The sequence below is a fragment of the Halomonas sp. AOP12-B1-6 genome (genome assembly GCF_052379225.1).
In the GTDB taxonomy this organism is placed as follows: Bacteria; Pseudomonadota; Gammaproteobacteria; order Pseudomonadales; family Halomonadaceae; genus Vreelandella; species Vreelandella casei.
Genome location: NZ_JBQSYK010000003.1, coordinates 541401 through 557906 on the forward strand (window position 1 = coordinate 541401; position 16506 = coordinate 557906).

At 54.2% G+C, this 16506-nt stretch carries 14 protein-coding genes; 8 read left to right on the plus strand and 6 right to left on the minus strand.

From position 1 onward, the window contains the following. Positions 1-77: 77 nt before the first annotated feature. Complete coding sequence (locus ACT3TR_RS11585) at positions 78-293, minus strand: DUF2798 domain-containing protein (protein WP_444625135.1); 216 nt, start codon at positions 291-293, stop codon at positions 78-80. Positions 294-393: 100 nt separating this feature from the next. On the opposite strand from ACT3TR_RS11585, the gene ACT3TR_RS11590 reads away from it, so the two are divergent. Beyond that, on the plus strand, positions 394-1296 hold the full coding sequence (locus ACT3TR_RS11590) for a LysR family transcriptional regulator (RefSeq protein ID WP_444625134.1): 903 nt from the start codon (positions 394-396) through the stop codon (positions 1294-1296). Positions 1297-1354: 58 nt separating this feature from the next. Here the strand turns inward: ACT3TR_RS11590 and ACT3TR_RS11595 are convergent, their stop codons facing one another. Both ACT3TR_RS11595 and ACT3TR_RS11600 read right to left on the minus strand, forming a co-directional pair. Further along, a complete protein-coding gene (locus ACT3TR_RS11595) occupies positions 1355-3538 on the minus strand; it encodes an OsmC domain/YcaO domain-containing protein (RefSeq protein WP_444625133.1) in 2184 nt (727 codons plus the stop codon). A 175-nt stretch (positions 3539-3713) separates the two neighbouring features. Further along, on the minus strand, positions 3714-4352 hold the full coding sequence (locus ACT3TR_RS11600) for a TetR/AcrR family transcriptional regulator (RefSeq protein WP_441685745.1): 639 nt from the start codon (positions 4350-4352) through the stop codon (positions 3714-3716). Between the two features lie 88 nt (positions 4353-4440). Between ACT3TR_RS11600 and fabF the strand changes: the two genes are divergently transcribed. Further along, positions 4441-5712: a beta-ketoacyl-ACP synthase II gene (gene fabF, locus ACT3TR_RS11605; protein WP_444625132.1), complete on the plus strand. Its 1272-nt coding sequence runs from the start codon at positions 4441-4443 to the stop codon at positions 5710-5712. A gap of 56 nt (positions 5713-5768) precedes the next feature. On the opposite strand, the gene ACT3TR_RS11610 is transcribed toward fabF, so the two are convergent. Beyond that, on the minus strand, positions 5769-6650 hold the full coding sequence (locus ACT3TR_RS11610) for an alpha/beta fold hydrolase (RefSeq protein WP_444625131.1): 882 nt from the start codon (positions 6648-6650) through the stop codon (positions 5769-5771). A 175-nt stretch (positions 6651-6825) separates the two neighbouring features. Here ACT3TR_RS11610 and ACT3TR_RS11615 point away from each other — a divergent pair, with 175 nt between their 5' ends. Next, complete coding sequence (locus ACT3TR_RS11615; protein ID WP_444625130.1) at positions 6826-7629, plus strand: helix-turn-helix domain-containing protein; 804 nt, start codon at positions 6826-6828, stop codon at positions 7627-7629. On the opposite strand, the gene ACT3TR_RS11620 is transcribed toward ACT3TR_RS11615, so the two are convergent. After that, positions 7626-8213 (minus strand): TetR family transcriptional regulator C-terminal domain-containing protein, encoded by a 588-nt coding sequence (locus tag ACT3TR_RS11620; protein WP_444625129.1) that lies wholly within the window; start codon positions 8211-8213, stop codon positions 7626-7628. The genes ACT3TR_RS11615 and ACT3TR_RS11620 overlap by 4 nt on opposite strands. Positions 8214-8385: 172 nt before the next feature. Between ACT3TR_RS11620 and ACT3TR_RS11625 the strand changes: the two genes are divergently transcribed. From ACT3TR_RS11625 to ACT3TR_RS11640, 4 genes are read left to right on the plus strand one after another with little or no spacing between them, the layout of a single operon-like run. Next, the gene (locus tag ACT3TR_RS11625) at positions 8386-9600 is read left to right on the plus strand and encodes an efflux RND transporter periplasmic adaptor subunit (protein ID WP_444625128.1); all 1215 of its coding nucleotides are present in this window, start codon (positions 8386-8388) and stop codon (positions 9598-9600) included. Continuing rightward, on the plus strand, positions 9597-12701 hold the full coding sequence (locus ACT3TR_RS11630; protein ID WP_444625127.1) for an efflux RND transporter permease subunit: 3105 nt from the start codon (positions 9597-9599) through the stop codon (positions 12699-12701). The genes ACT3TR_RS11625 and ACT3TR_RS11630 overlap by 4 nt, the downstream gene beginning before the upstream one ends. After that, positions 12701-14107 carry an ATP-binding protein gene (locus tag ACT3TR_RS11635; protein WP_444625126.1) on the plus strand — a complete coding sequence of 469 codons (1407 nt, stop codon included), beginning with the start codon at positions 12701-12703 and terminating at the stop codon, positions 14105-14107. Before ACT3TR_RS11630 ends, ACT3TR_RS11635 begins: the two co-directional genes overlap by 1 nt. Positions 14108-14141: 34 nt before the next feature. Next, entirely contained in the window at positions 14142-14849 is a 708-nt protein-coding gene (locus tag ACT3TR_RS11640) for a response regulator (protein WP_444625125.1), read from the plus strand. On the opposite strand, the gene ACT3TR_RS11645 is transcribed toward ACT3TR_RS11640, so the two are convergent. Next, positions 14846-15796: an alpha/beta fold hydrolase gene (locus ACT3TR_RS11645; RefSeq protein ID WP_444625124.1), complete on the minus strand. Its 951-nt coding sequence runs from the start codon at positions 15794-15796 to the stop codon at positions 14846-14848. The genes ACT3TR_RS11640 and ACT3TR_RS11645 overlap by 4 nt on opposite strands. A gap of 163 nt (positions 15797-15959) precedes the next feature. Between ACT3TR_RS11645 and ACT3TR_RS11650 the strand changes: the two genes are divergently transcribed. After that, the gene (locus ACT3TR_RS11650) at positions 15960-16370 is read left to right on the plus strand and encodes a hypothetical protein (RefSeq protein ID WP_444625123.1); all 411 of its coding nucleotides are present in this window, start codon (positions 15960-15962) and stop codon (positions 16368-16370) included. Positions 16371-16506: the final 136 nt, after the last annotated feature.

Below are 16506 nucleotides of genomic sequence, written 5' to 3' on the forward strand. Positions count from 1 at the left end.
AATTAAACTTGGTGCACAGATGCAGTTGTATGCACTGACTGCACCAACGAGTGCATCATAGTGCATCAAGCGAGTTTTTAGAGATTATTGGCTATGCGGTGGGCGACTTTATGCAGAAAGGGGCCGCAGATAAAAGCGATGATACCAGCGGCCGGCCATGCTAATAGCCACGCATGCATCCAAATACCCACAAAATCAGTATGGGCACCGATATTCACGTAGGTGACCCAGGCGGACATAATCAGCGATAGTGTGAATGACATAAGAATAGCGAAGATAATTCGGTGTTCCATGGGCGGCCCTATTACGAGTGTTTGAGTGCGGATAGGCTAACAAACATCTATAAATGTAATATATGGCAATATATGAAAACCAATTTTACATAAATGCAAAATGAAAACACCTTCTCTTGATGATCTCAAAATATTTATCGTCGCTGCCAACCAGCACAGCCTGACGGCGGCAGCTGCTCAGCTTAATATGACAATTGCCACCGTTTCGCGGCGCATCAGCGCGTTAGAGGCAACGCTCGGTGTAGAGTTGCTGTATCGCTCAACCAAAGGCTTAACGTTAACGCCGCATGGGGAGTCTTATTATCGCGAGTGCGAAGAGCTAGTGGTAGCACTCGATCAACGCATTTTAAACCTGGATCAAGCACTGCATAGCCTAAGCGGTCCGTTAAAAGTAATGGCCCCGGTCAACTTGGGCAGCGGGCCGCTGGATGCGTTTTGGCGGCATTTTACGCACCGCTATCCGGACATTTCTCTGAGCATCGAACTAGATAACAACATCATCGACATTCGCGATCAGCAAGCCGATATTGCGCTGCGATCAGGCCCTCAGAAAGATACTACTCTGATCCAAAAATACCTAGGCTATATAGAGCCCATTTTGGTGGCATCCCCAGCGATGCAGCACCCTCTACCGGCCACGATTAGTGAACTTGCGGCCTGCCCTAGTGTTGCGGCCAACATGTTTAGCGATTGGCAACTGATGGATAGCGAAGGCAATCACCACGCTTGCCACAAACATCATTTCCATATCAGTAATGATATGAATGTTGTCCTAAATCTCACCCAATCAGGCGCGGGCATCGCGTTGATGCCCGCCAGCATGGTGGCTAACAGCCTACAAAAGGGCTCGTTGGTGCGTGTGCTGCCTAGCTGGCAGGGTCAACATAGAGAAATCTGCTTGGTATGGCCCCACCGCCGCAGCCTTTCTGCGCGTGCCATGCTTTTCCGGACAGAGCTAATAGAATTCCTCAGCCATCAAAGCTGGTTTCATGCGGCAGAATGAAATGGCTAGCGGTATAGCGCTAGCCAATCAATCGCGATACTCGCACGCCCGGTAATGTTTACATAGCAACGTTAGCCGCCCGAGCAGCGTGAAGTTTTTTATAGCTTTCAATCAAGCGCAGGTGGCGATCTAGGCCGTCTAGCTGCATGTTGGTCGGCGTTAAACCGTAAAACCGCACATCGCCATTGACTGAGCCAACCACGGCCGCCATCGCCTCTGCACCGAACATGCGCGTGAGGTTAGGCAGGTAGTCGTCAAGCGCCAGCTCATCATCCAACACGATTTCCAATACCGCGTTAATCGCACGGTAGAAAAGCCCTCGCTCGACGGTGTTATCGTTGTACTGCAAGAACATTTCAACGCGCTCTAAGGCGTCGTCATATTGCTGAAGTGCCAAGTTCGTCAACAGCTTCAATTCCAGAATAGTAAGCTGCCCCCATACGGTGTTTTCATCAAACTCCACGCCAATCAGCGTAATGATGTCCGTATGATCATCTATCTGACTTTCTTCCAGCCGTTCCACTAAACCATTGAGCTGTTTATCATCAAGACGGTGCAGATTAAGAATGTCTTCCCGATAATCCAGCGCTTTATTGGTGTTATCCCAAATCAAATCTTCGATCGGATACACCTCTGAGTAGCCCGGCACTAGAATACGGCAAACAGGAGCGCCCAAGTTTTCGTGCACCGCCATGTAGACTTCAGCACCCAGCTCTTCGAAAATCCCAAATAGCGTTTCGGCTTCTTCCTCATTGCTGCCAGAGAAATCCCACTCGCAGAACTCGAAATCGGGCTTAGCGCTAAAGAAACGCCAGGAAACCACGCCCACAGAGTCGATAAAGTGCTCTACAAAGTTGTTGGGCTCGGACACGGTCTGGGAGTTGAAGGTGGGGTGAGGAAGGTCATTCAATCCCTCGAAGCTGCGGCCCTGCAGCAGCTCGGTTAGGCTGCGCTCAAGCGCCACTTCAAAACTTGGATGCGCTCCGAAAGAGGCAAACACACCACCGGTACGCGGATTCATCAGCGTGACGCACATCACGGGGAATTGCCCACCCATAGAGGCATCTTTAATGAGCACAGGAAAGCCTTGAGCCTCCAGTGCGTTAACGCCTTCCACAATGCTCGGATATTTCGCCAGCACGTCTTGCGGCACATCCGGCAGGCTTAATTCCTGTTCGAGAATTTCACGCTTTACCGCTCGCTCGAAAATTTCGGAAAGACACTGCACCTGCGCTTCTACCAGCGTATTACCGGCACTCATGCCGTTGCTCAGGAACAGGTTTTCGATCAGGTTCGAGGGGAAGTAGATTGTCTCGCCGTCAGAGCGGCGGACAAAGGGCAGCGAAACAACGCCCCGCGCCTCGTTACCGGAGTTGGTATCAATCAGGTTGGAACCGCACAGCTCGCCTTCGGGATTGTAGATAGCTAGGCAGTGATCATCGAGAATCTCAGCGGGCAGTTCGTCACCCGGCCCCGGCAGGAACCACTTTTCATTGGGGTAGTGAACAAACTCACTGTTGGCAATCTCATCGCCAAAAAACTGATCGTTGTAGAAAAAATTACAGCTTAAGCGCTCAATAAACTCACCCAGTGCCGAGCAAAGTGCGCTCTCTTTGGTCGCCCCTTTACCGTTGGTAAAGCACATGGGAGAGGCGGCATCGCGAATATGCAGCGACCAAACATGAGGCACGATATTGCGCCAAGAGGCGATTTCAATCTTCATGCCCAGTTCCGCCAGCATCGCGCTCATATTGGCGATGGTTTGCTCTAGCGGTAAGTCTTTGCCTTCAATGTAAGTACTGCCACTTTCCGGCGCGCCCATCAGTAGCGCCTGGGCATCTTCATCGATGTTTTCGACCGTTTCGATTTGAAAATCAGGACCGGCTTGCACCACTTTTTTAACCGTGCAGCGGTCAATAGACCGCAGGATGCCCTGGCGATCCTTCTCAGAAATATTTTCCGGAAGTTCGACTTGAATTTTAAAGATCTGATTGTAGCGATCTTCTGGATCGACGATGTTGTTCTGCGAGAGGCGAATATTCTCGGTAGGAATATCCCGCGCGTTGCAGTACACCTTCACAAAATAGGCCGCGCACATGGCGGATGACGCCAGGAAATAGTCGAAAGGACCCGGCGCCGAACCATCACCTTTATAGCGGATAGGCTGGTCAGAAACGACCGTAAAGTCGTCGAACTTAGCCTCTAGCCGGAGGTTATCGAGATAGTTAACTTTAATTTCCATGTACGAGCATCCGGGGGTAATGAATTTGGCTAGGCATTTGAATAAACAGGGCCGTAGGCTGATTGGCTGCCATTATCCAGTTTTTACCCTGTTTCGTCTTGTATACGTTAACTCCCGCTCAGCTTGCCCATAAAATATTAAGAAGCGTTTAAAAAATCATCTGCGAGGCGGGTTATTACCCATGCAGCATGTTTTCTGCTTCGTTTTCACTAACGCCCATCATTAGTAAAATTTGACGCTGCGTTGCCGTCAGCACCTGTTTGCTCTCGGCTTCTCCAGGCAAACTTTTGGCAATGGCCACAGCGCCTATCAACGATGCCAATATGACCCTAGCCTTATCAGCAATCACGTTACGGTCATTGGCGAAGGGCAGTTTCTTCAACTTCCCTAGCGCCATGAGGCGGGTTTCGAGCATCTTTTTCATACGTGAATAAGATGCTTCAAACAGGGTACGGATTTCTTCTTTTTCGCTGCCAATCTCATTGAAGAGTACAGCTTCCGGTCCTGGTTCATGCTTACTGACCAATTCTTGAAGGTTGCAGTAATTGGCGACCAGATCAGTCAAGTGTTGCACCGATAGCGGTCCTTTCACCAACCTTGCCGCCCTGCTTTTATCCAGCGTAAGGCGTACTGACTCGTTGTAGAGCGCTTCTTTTGAAGCAAAATGCGTATAAAAGGCGCCATGGGTCATCTTTGCGAGCGTCATAATTTGCCCAATAGATACCTTCTGAAAGCCTTTACGGCTGAATAACTCCGCAGCAGAGGCCAAAATACGCGCTTTCGTTTTCGATTTATGGCTTTGGGGATAAGGCATAGTTACCTCGTCGTATACCAATAAAATATGATCTTGATCATATCTTGTCTGGTGCTAGGGTGGCGACATCAATAACTCTGGAATCGCTATGCAATCACCTATTGTTATTACCGGCATGGGCATGGTCAGCCCGTTAGGAAACAACGTTAATACAAGCTGGGAACGACTGTTAGAAGGCCAGTCCGGCATCAGTACGATCAGCCGCTTCGATACCAGCGATATTCCCATCAAAATTGCCGGCGTCGTTCCTGAACACCTCAATGACCCGGCTGGCGGGGTTGATCTGGATAGCATTGCCGACCCGAAAGAACGCCGCAAAATGGATCTGTTTAGCCTGTACGCACTAGCCGCCGCTCAAGAAGCATTGCAACAGGCCAACTGGCAGCCATCGGAACACGCTCAAAAGCGCCGAACAGCTACGATTATTGGCTCGGGCATCGGCGGCTTCCCAACCATAACTCAAGCGCAAAAAACGCTGGTGGAACGCGGCTATCGTAAAATATCGCCCTTCACCGTACCCGCTTTTTTAGCCAATCTGGCAGCCGGCAACCTGTCGATCCGCTATGGCTTTCAAGGCCCGTTAGGTTGCCCGGTAACGGCCTGTGCGGCAGGCTTGCAAGCCATTGGCGATGGCATGCGCATTATCCGCAGCGGTGAAGCCGATGTGGCACTCGTCGGCGGCGCAGAAGCATGCATCGACCCGCTTTCGCTGGCCAGCTTCAACGCGTTAAAAGCACTTTCCACTGAATCTATCACACCTGAGCGCGCCTCTAGGCCGTTCGACAAGGACCGTAACGGCTTTGTGATGGGTGAAGGGGCGGGCGTTATAGTGATAGAAACGCTTGATCATGCCCTTGCGCGTGGCGCAACCCCGCTGGCAGTCATTAGCGGCTACGGCACCAGCGCGGATGCACATCACATTACCGCCGGGCCAGAAGATGGCGCAGGGGCAGCCCTAGCAATTCAAGCAGCTCTTGGCATGGCCGGTCTTTCCAAAGATGCCATTAGTCATATCAATGCCCACGCGACGTCCACGCCGGTTGGCGACCGCGCTGAAATCGCCTCATTACGCAACGTGTTTGGCCCCCTGCTGCCCAACATACCGATTTCAGCCACTAAGTCGTCTACAGGCCACCTGTTAGGGGCAGCCGGAGGTATAGAAAGCATTTTTTCTGTCATGGCCGCGATGACTGACCAACTGCCGCCGACCATTAACCTTGAGCACTGCGACGACGGGATGCAGGACTTAAATTTTGTCACCGCCAGCCCACGCGATCACGACACCCAGCATGTGCTATGCAATGGATTTGGTTTTGGAGGCGTTAACGCGGCGCTGATTATCAGCAAGATTAAGGGCTAGGTTTTGAAGGGCTCAGTTTTGCAGAGCCCAGTTTTGAAGGGCCCAGTTTTGAAGGGCTATGCCTTGAGCAAAAACGGTAATGCTTCTTCTAACAGCTGCTCGGGAAGTTCTTCAGCAATATAATGGCCGCAGGGAAGCGACTTGCCTTCAACGTGAGAGGCCACTTTGCGCCATTCGCCCAAGGCATCGAAGCAAGCTTCGATTGCCCCTTCAGCTCCCCACATCACTTTCAATGGGCAGCTCAGCTTAATGCCTGAATCAATGTCCGCCTGGTCGTGCACTAAATCGATCGTGGCGCTGGCGCGGTAGTCGCCGCAAATACCGGTGGCGGTACCAGGCAGTGACAAACAGCGTTCGTATTCCGCCAGCGCTTCGGCTGAAAAAGGCGCCATACCGGCGCTACGCGCTCCCATGACGCTCTTTAGATACTGGGCAGGATCGCTGCTGATCAGCATTTCTGGCAGCGGCTGCGGGCGAATAAGAAAGAACCAGTGCCAGTAAGAGCGTGCAAAAGCCTCTGACGTGCCACGATACATGGCCAGCGTAGGCGCAATATCCAGCAGCACCATCCGCGTTACTCGCTGAGCATGATCAACGCCTAGCCGGTGAGCAACGCGGGCGCCTCGATCGTGGGCCAGCACTTTAAAGCGCTCAAAACCCAATGCCGTCATAAGCTCCGCCATGTCGTTCGCCATGGTGCGCTTGGCATAGTTGAGGTGCTCGGTATCATCGTCAGGTTTACTGCTATCGCCGTAACCACGCAGATCAGCCGCTATCACCGTAAAATGCTCGGCAAGCGACGCCGCTACTTTATGCCAAATCACGTGGGTCTGCGGATGACCGTGCAGCAACAGCAGCGCAGGGCCACTGCCGCCCATGCGAAAAGTCATTTCGATGCCGTTAACGCGACGCTTCGTTTTTTCAAACCCATGAAACATAACACGCTCCTGATTTACTGCAAAAGTCGGCTGGCTGTATATAGTGCTAGCATAACCTTATTCACCAGAAAGCCGCTACGTTGAAGGCTTCCTGGCGGGAGGAAGCCATTGCACTATCACGCGTTAGGCATCACATTAGGCAGTCACGAAACCAAGAGAGGAAGCCGAGCTGCCCATGCATGACGACTTTGTGGCCAACCTGCGCCTGCTCTGCAGTTACTATCCGTCTATTGCAGAGATATGTCGGCGTTTAACGATCAATCGCGCCCAGTTTAATCGTTACCTGAGTGGACGTTATCGACCCAGTCACGCAGCACTGCAGCGCATTTGCCACTTTTTCGGCGTCACTACTGAGGATATCGCCCTTCCCCATCATGACTTTCGTACACTGGTTCAAACCGGCCAACTAACGTCAGAAGCAAGCCCAGCAACCTTACCCTGGCCTAACGCATTGGTGCAGCGGGGCAGTGAAACCATGGAACGCTACATTGGCCGCTACTTTGAGCTTTATCATTCAATGTCTCGACCAGGCCAGTTAATGCGTACCTTAGTTTGCTTAGAAGCACGGGAGGGTGGCGTAGTCTATCAGCGCACCGAGCGGATGCAGGCCATGCTCGGCAACCGCTCATGCCACAATCGCTATGTAGGCACCGCAGTTAAACTGGCTGACCGGCTATTCTTGGTCGATCATGAAACGCTTAACGGTCATGAAATCACACAGACCATCCTGTTTCCGAGCTTTCAGAGCCAGGTGACGCGTTTAACGGGGTTAAAAATGGGCGTAGCTGATAACAGCGAACGTATGCCCTGCTGTGTGCGGGTGGTATATCAGCGTTTGGATGAACAGGTGAGTCTTCGCGAAGCACTAACGCAGTGTGGCTTAATAGCGCTGGATGATCCGTCCATTGATGATGCTCTAATAGCCGCGACTCAAAACGATGTGGCCGCTGATGAGCACCACTTTCGTGCCCGCCATTAGGACGACACCAGCACCTGCTGAAACAAAATAGTTTCAAAATGATCCATGGGCTCGACAGATTTCAACGTTTTGGCGCGTAAAATAGCACCTTCCCAGCCGGTTAAAATAAAGCTAGCAAGCGCTTCTGGAGCAGTGTGAGTAGCAATATCACCCCGCGTTTGAGCGTCCTGCAAGCAGTTCACCAGCCGCTGTTCCCAGCGCTGAAATACAAGGTTTAGCGCATCACGGAAGGTATCGCTTTGGCCTGAAAGCTCTTGTCCAAGATTACCAATCAAACAGCCAGTGGCGTGATCACACTCATGCATATAGTCACGACCTGATGCAAAATAGCGCCTCAGGCGCTCTAAAGGCGGCGTGTTGCTATCTTCCAACAGCGTCACTAGCGAGGCGTCATACGTGGTGGCAAAGCGTTCAATCACTGCCAGCCCAAAATCTTCTTTACTAGAGAAGTAATGGTAAAAAGAGCCCTTAGGCACGCCGCACGTTTTTAAAACAGCATTAATGCCCGTTGCGTTGTAGCCTTGCTGGCTGATCAGTTGGGCACCACTATCAATCAGCTTGTCGCGCGTTGCGGTATTTTTCATACGTTTAAAGTAGACCAGTGAGTCTATTGATACCAAATGAATGTGAATTAGATATCAATTGCATGGTATTTGCACATTGCTTGACTAATCGCTGCGTAACAATGCGTGATGCTAGCATCATACGCTCATTTTTCTGGAATTTTCGCTCTTAGCACATGGATAACGCGCGGTAATGACCTCAATACGCTCCTTCTCGTCGTCTCACTCCTCTTATCAGCAAGGCCGTATTCGTCTGGGTGCAGTAGTTGCGTTATTGATTCTTATCGGCACGTGCATGCTCGCCTGGTGGATTATGACTCAGCCACCCCGCATTGAGCGTACTGCACCACCAGAACCACTGCCCAGCATGGTAGACGTGATGAGCATTTCTGCGAGCACCCAGGCGCCCCATCTATATGGATTTGGCCGCGTCGAGGCAGAGCAAGAAACTATGCTGGCCAGCCGGGTGGCGGGCCAGCTTGAGCGCTTTGCACCAGGCGTTGTGCCGGGACAAGTCGTCGAGCAGCAGGCGCCGGTCGCCTATATTGATCAGGCCGATCTCGCGCTTACTCTTGAGGATGCGCAGGCGCAGCTAGCCAATGCCCAAGCCCTGCTGGCACTAGAGCAGGCAGAGCAGCAGCGCGCACGCAGCGAATACGAGTCTTTTGGCCGCCAGCTTTCTGCCGAGCGCCGTGCGCTGGTTCTGCGAGAACCGCAGTTGCGCCAAGCCCAGGCCCAAGTGACCCAGGCGCGAGTGGCCCGAGATCAGGCAGCGCTTAACGTTGAACGCGCCACCCTGGTGGCTCCATGGCGCGCCATGGTACAAGCGCGCTTAGTGGGTGCTGGCAGCCTGCTTAGCCAGGGAACGGAAGTAGTGCACTTAGTGGGCGTTGAGCAATTTTGGGTACGCGCCTCCCTGCCCAGCGAGTGGACCGAGTGGTTGGAAATGGGCAGCCAGATTACCTTAACCAGCCGCGGCTGGTCTGAAGACGCGACGCGTGAAGGCACGCTGGTATCGATGTTACCCAGCCTGGAAGAAAACGGTTTACAGGCACAGCTGTTAATCTCCGTTAGCGACCCGCTCGCACTAGAAAGCGATGGCCCTGCCCTGCGCCTGGGTGATGTTCTGCGTGTTTCATTCCAGCCAACCATTCAGCACCAGCTCATTTCAGTACCCTCTGCCGCGCTGCGCCCAGGCGATATCGTTTGGCAGGTAGATGAGGAGAATCGCCTGCGCCGTACGCCGGTGACCCTGGCTTATCGCGGAGAAGATGATGCCTTGATCCGCAGCGGCCTGACCGCAGGTCAGCGGGTCGTTACCGCAGGCTTAACCCAGCCCCGCGAAGGCCAGCTCGTGCGCATCCGACGCCCTAGTGACACGCCGGCTCAAGAGGGAGACGGGTCATGAAGACACCGCGTGGCCCACTGGCATGGATGGTCGATCACGGGGTAGCACCTAACCTACTCATGGTGCTGTTTATTGTGGGCGGCTTAATGGCCTCGCTGGCGATTAAGAAAGAAGTCTTTCCTGAGTTTGATATTGAAGTGGTGCAAGTGTCTATCAGCTACCCGGGTGCGACGCCTGAAGACGTTGAACAGAGCCTGCTGCTGCCGATGGAAGCCGCGATTGCCAATGTAGAAGGCATTGATGAGCTGACCGCCACCGCCAGCGAAGGCAGCGCCAATGTCAGCGCCTCGCTGATTGATGGTGTTGACGTGATGCGCGCCTATCAGGATATCCAGCAGGCGGTAAATGCTATCACCACTTTGCCCAGTGCCGCCGATCCACCCCGCTTTACCCTTGCGGGGCGCTCGCGAAGCGTACTGAGCCTGCAGGTATATGGCCAAGTAGGCCTAGAGGCGCTACACGACGCCGCTGAAGAAATACGCGGTGAGCTCCAGGCGACCGACGGCATATCTCGCGCAGAGCTATCGGGTAACCGCGAACGAGAGATTCAAGTTCATCTGGATGAAGAAGCTATCGAGCGCTATGGCTTGGATCATCAGCAGCTGGCTACTCGCATTGGCGAAGAGGCGCTTGACCTTGCCAGTGGTCAGCTGACGACGGCAGAAGGCGAATGGCTTATTCGCTATCAGGGCCGGCGTAATAGTGCCGAGGCCTTCGCCGAGCTACCCATTCTGACCAGCGCACAAGGATCTCCCATTGCGCTGGGCGACATCGCGACAGTCAGCGACGGCTTCGCCGAGACCGACCGCGAAGAGTTTTATAACGGTCAACCCGGGCTCTCAGTGGATGTTTATCAAATTGGCGACCAAACCCCGACCAGCATCTCTGAAGCGGTCAACGGTGAGCTTGAGCGGTTACGCTCAGGCCTGCCAGAGGGCGTTAGCCTTGATATCTCCCGAGACAGTTCAGAGGTATATGAAGCCCGCCTTAGCCTGTTGTTGAAAAATGCCTGGATGGGGCTAGCGCTGGTATTAGTACTCATGGCGCTGTTTTTGGAAGCCCGTCTGGCATTCTGGGTCACGCTGGGCATCCCAACAGCGTTCCTAGGCGCAATGCTGTTTCTGCCCTGGATTGGCGTGTCGCTGAATATGATGTCGATGTTTGCCTTTATCATCGCACTGGGCATTGTGGTGGATGACGCCATCATCGTCGGCGAGAATATCTATAGCTACCGTGAAGAAGGCTATTCACTGCGCGATGCAGCGGTTAAAGGGGCTAGCGAAATTGCCACGCCGCTGACGTTCGCCATTCTTTCTAATATCGTCGCGTTCCTGCCACTACTGTTTTTACCCGGCTTTCTGGGGCTTATTTTTGCGACGGTACCGGTCGTTGTGGTCACGGTATTTTTAATTTCCTGGCTGGAGGCACTGGTGATTCTTCCCGCCCACCTCGCACATAGTCGCAAGCCGCGCAATACGCCTGCGTGGCAGCGCCCATTAGAAGCACTTCGCCAACGCCTTCAAGGTGGGTTACACCATTTCACATACCATCAGTTTGAGCCATTCCTACAACGTGCCCTTAACCAGCGTTTGCTCAGCATTGCGCTGGGCATTGCGGTGCTGTTGGTCGCCCTTTCCTGGGCAATGAGCGGGCGTTTGGGGTTTTCCCTCATGCCCCGCGTCGAATCAGACCAGGTGCAGGCGACGGTCACACTGCCGATTGGTAGCAATATCAGCATCAGTCGTGAACTCAGCCAACAGCTTCTTGACGCCGCAGAGCAGCTTAGCGAACGCGAAGAAACGCTCAGTTTTGGCAGCTCGCGCAGCCGCCTGGATGGTGAAAGCCTAGAGGTTCGCCTCGACATTGCCAGCGAAAGCCTGGAAGCATGGCCGCCATCGCGAATTGCCCGCGAGTGGCGCGACCTAACCGGCGATTTATTAGGCGCCCAATCAGTGCGCTTTGAAGCCGATGTAGGCGGCCCCGGCAGCGGTGCGGCACTGAGTCTGCGACTTTCACACCCCAATACACAGGTGCTTGAAGCCGCCGCTGAACGGTTAGCCGAAACGCTGAGCGGCTATGGGCTTACCGATATCGATAGCGGCCTGGGCGACGGTAAACCCCAGTTAGAAATACGCCTTTCATCAGAAGGACGCTCGCTGGGCCTAACCGGCAACAACTTAGCACAGGCGCTGCGCGGCCCCTTACAGGGCGCGACCGCTCTAGAGCAATACGTAGGGCGTAGCGAAATTAGCGTTGAGGTACGCTTACCTAACAATAATCGCGACAGTTTGAACGCCCTCTACCGCATGCCGGTACGCACCCCTGACGGGCTGAGCGTGCCCCTGTCTCGCGTTGCGGATATCACCATTAGCCAAGCCTCCAGCAGTCTTGAGCGCATTAACGGGCGACGTATTATTACCGTCACTGCGGACTCTGAAAACGACCTTGCCATTAACCAGGTGCTCGCCACGTTACAAGACGAGGTGTTCCCCACGCTGGAAGCGACCTGGCCGGGGCTAGAGGTCAGCATGGGCGGTCGCCAGCAGGACACCGCCGACAACTTAGCCACGTTAAAAACCTCCATGTGGTTAATGATTGCCGCGCTCTATGCGCTGCTGGCTATCCCGTTTAGAAGTTATTCGCAGCCGCTGCTGGTACTGGCAGCGATCCCCTTCGGTATCGTCGGCGCGGTGGCCGGTCATATGATCATGGGTTTTGGGCTTTCCATTATCAGCCTGCTGGGAATGCTCGCGCTTTCCGGCGTGGTCATCAACGATGCGCTGGTGCTGATCGACTACGCCAACCGCAAACGCCGCGAGGGAATGGCAGCCAGAGAAGCCATTGTGGCCGCAGCAACGCGTCGACTCCGCCCCATTATGATGACCACGCTGACGACATTTCTAGGGCTGGCACCGATGATTCTAGAGACGTCACGGCAGGCGCGCTTCATGATTCCGATGGCGATTTCACTAGGCTTTGGCATGCTGTTTGCCACCGCTATTTTGCTAATTCTGGTGCCCTGCCTCTACTTAGGCATGGAAAATGTTCGAGAACGGCTGAGCGCGCCGCGTCAGCCTAACCAAGAAGGAAGCGCTCAGTGATGGCGCTGCATGGGCCACTACGTCAATGGCGCCCTTCCCGGCTGGGGCTCAAACTATTTGCGACTATCCTGAGCGTCAATGTGGCCATCTCAGTAAGCATGTTTATGGCGGTTTCCTACAGCATTGACCGCGGCTTTTACGATTATCTCAACCAAGCGCAAGAGCGTCGGGCAACACTGCTGGCAGACGGCCTCGTCACGCGCTGGGAGACTCAAGAGAGCTGGGAGTGGTTGGAGCAATCCCCGGAACGCTGGGCATCTATTGTGCGTTTTGAACTAGGCCAAGAACATCAAGATTCTCCCTCTCCGCTAGGTGAAGCGCGAGATTTTGCGCTACGTGATGCAGAGGGCCGTTTTTTAGTGCCTGCCAATGGCGGTCGGGCAGGCTCGGGCAATTGGCATTGGCTGAACCTGCACAGCGGCGAGGAAACGATCGGTTCGCTGGGCTTTCGACCTCCTCGCGAGATGATGGAGCGTATGGAAAGCCGCTTCCTTGAGCGCCAACAGCGCAATCTTACCCTGATCGTAATATCGCTATGTGTGGCTTCTCTCCTGCTCGCGGGCGGCTTGTCCTGGTGGTTAGGGCGGCGTACACGGGCACTCGCGGGCGCCACGCTGCGATTGACAGAAGGTGACTATACGACTCGATTGCCTGAGCGTGGCCGCGACGAGCTGTCGCGTTTGGCGCGAGATTTCAACGTACTTGCCGCAACGCTCGAAGCTAGCCGCGATGCCCGAGCACGCTGGGTGTCCGACACGGCGCACGAGCTGCGCACGCCGTTGGCCGTTCTACGTGGGGAAATTGAAGCGATGCAAGATGGCATCCGACCTCTCAACCAGGAGAACCTCAGCTCGCTTGCTCAAGAAGTTAGCCAGTTGGAACGCCTAGTCACTGACTTACGCCTGCTGTCACAAAGCGATGCAGGTGCGCTGGATATCCAACTTGCGCCGATGGACCTTAGCGACTGTCTTGTCAGCCGCCTCGCCGACGCAGACCGCTGGTTAATGGACAGCGGCTTAACGCTGACGGAGCAGATCGCTCCTGGCATAATGGTACGTGGCGATGCCCAGCGCCTGCATCAGCTATGGAACAACTTGTTGGATAATAGCTGCACCTACACCCAACCACCGGGAGAGCTGCGCGTTACGCTCACCGCGCAGCAGGGCTTTGCAGTCGTTACCTGGGAAGACAGCTCGCCCGGGGTGCCCGAGGGAGAACTGGCGCGCTTAACCGAGCGGCTGTACCGTGTAGAGGGTTCACGTAACCGGTCCAGTGGCGGCAGCGGCTTAGGCCTGTCAATTGCCAGTGCGCTAATCAATGCGCACGGAGCAACGCTAGCGCCCTCAGTTTCTACGCTGGGCGGGCTGCGCTGGACGCTGCGCTTTCCTCTGCTGACATCTCATTAATAGGCTTTCACCCTCACTGCTAAGCGAGTTCCTTATGTCTCACGATGCGTCTCACGCGGCCTCTTTGCTGATTGTTGAGGATGAACCAAAAATTGCTCGCCTGATGGCGGATTACTTAACCACACATGGCTTTTCGGTCACGACGTTAGCCCACGGCGATGAAGTTATGCCGTGGCTAGCACAGCACTCCCCGGCACTCGTGCTGCTCGACATTATGCTGCCAGGCAAAGACGGCCTGACGCTTAGCCGTGAGATTCGCCAGCACTGGCCAACTATTGCGATCATTATGGTGACCGCCAAGGTAGAAGAGGTCGACCGCTTGCTAGGCTTAGAGTTAGGCGCCGACGACTATATCTGCAAGCCGTTTAGCCCCCGTGAAGTGGTCGCCCGTGTCAAAGCCGTACTTCGCCGTAGCCAGGCAGCAGCAAACGCCCCTGCCAACGTTCAGCATGCACCGGTCGTGTTAAATGAAGATGGCTGGCAAGCGCTCGCTTACGGGAAAGACTTAGGGCTCACCGCGGTGGAATTTCAATTACTGCGCGTGATGATGCAGGCGCCGGGGCGTATTTTCAGCCGCGAGCAGCTAATGGATCACATGTACCGCGATAACCGCATCGTCTCAGAGCGCACCGTGGACAGCCACATCAAGAAGCTGCGTAAGAAAATCCACGAAGCGCTGCCAGAGCTAGAAATTATTCGTTCAGTCTATGGCGTCGGTTATAAGTATCAGCCAGAAGGTTAAGGGTTTACCTGACGATTAAGAAACTTAATGCCTGCATCAATAGCGCCGCCACGCAGTAAGAAGCTGGCAATGTGGCCTCTAAAGCTTTGCAGATAAAGCTCGCTCTCGACGTTGTTATCCTGCAGCGCTTGATAGAAGTCCGTGGCATGGTCTACCGGCACGAGGCGATCCCACTTGCCGTGGAATATAAAAAACGGCGGAGACTGCGGGGTAATATGGTAAATGGGCGACGCCAGGCGATATGCCTCGGTTTCTTCAGCTCGCGTGCCGCCGATAAAGTCGACCACTAAGGGCCCGTCATCGAATTTAAGCAGATCACTTGGCAACCCACCCGCCAACACCGCCGCTAGTCGGCTCTGCTCGCCGCCGTAAGGCTCGGCCAGCGGCCCTTCGACGCCAGCCAGTGCCAGCAGGCTCACCAAATGCGCCCCCGATGAATATCCAACGCCTACGATGCGGTTAGTATCTACCTGCCACTCTTCAGCATTGGCATGGATCCACGCCATGGCCTGCTGCAAATCATGCAGCTGGGTAGGAAAGCGATACTCCGGCACAAAACGATGCTCAATATTAACCGCCACGTAGCCTTGCCCTGCCAACTGTTCGGCAATGCTCTGCATGTCTTCTGGCGTACGGTTTCGCCAGCCTCCACCGTGAACCAATAAGGCAGCAGGGCGTAGGGCGCTAGTCGACTCATCAGGCAAATAGACATCGGCCTTTAGCGCCTGCGGCCAATCATCAGGCGTGTAGGTCCGTGGCGCCAAGCGCGTAAAGGGCTGGGGTTCATGCAACGTACCACTCTTAACCGCGGACTCATTTTGGCCCACATGCTGAGCGGCGCTACAGCCACTCAGCATCAAAGCAAGAGCACCCAATCCGGTTACTCGGCGCAAAGTGGTGAACGCGCAGCGCGGCTGCCACACGCGAGATAGCTCGATTCGCGACATTATGTTTCTCCTTAATGAATAGCGTCCCTGTCTACTATTGACGAACTACCCTTAGCTACGATCTACAGCAAGCCAATAAGACCATGATTGTTGCACACTAACTGCAAGCAGTTTGCACTGCACCTAGCGATAATGACATCGTCAACTTACCAGGAGAGATGCTATGAAAATTTCAGGTACTCAGAAAATGTCAATTCGCCAACTGTTTGCCCAGGCATTACTCGCTGCTGCGTTAGCATCGATCACATTAACGGCCCAAGCAGACAGCCACGGTGACCATGAGGCTTCCGGTGCTGATCGTCAGCGCATGGAAGAACGTATGGAAGAGCGTCGCCAAGAGGTGTATCAGCGCGCCGAAATCTCAGCTGATAAGCAGGCTGAGCTCAATGAAGCACACGCTGAACATCGCGAAGCAATACATGCGCTGCGTGAAGAGCATAAAGAGCGAGTCGCTGGCATTCTCACCGAAGAAGAGCAAGAAGCACTTCACAACGCCATGCGTGAAGCGCATGAAGAACATCGGGGCAAACGCGGCCACCACGATAATAGCGACGAACGTGCCGATAGCGAATAAACATTCGCCGCGTCGCTACTTTCTTGAAAACGCCCGGTTTTCCGGGCGTTTTCACGTCTGCAAGTTACCCAATCCGCACTAACTCAAGCAGTTTCAGGCACTCGTAAACTTGAAGGGTAGCAGTTATTCACGTATT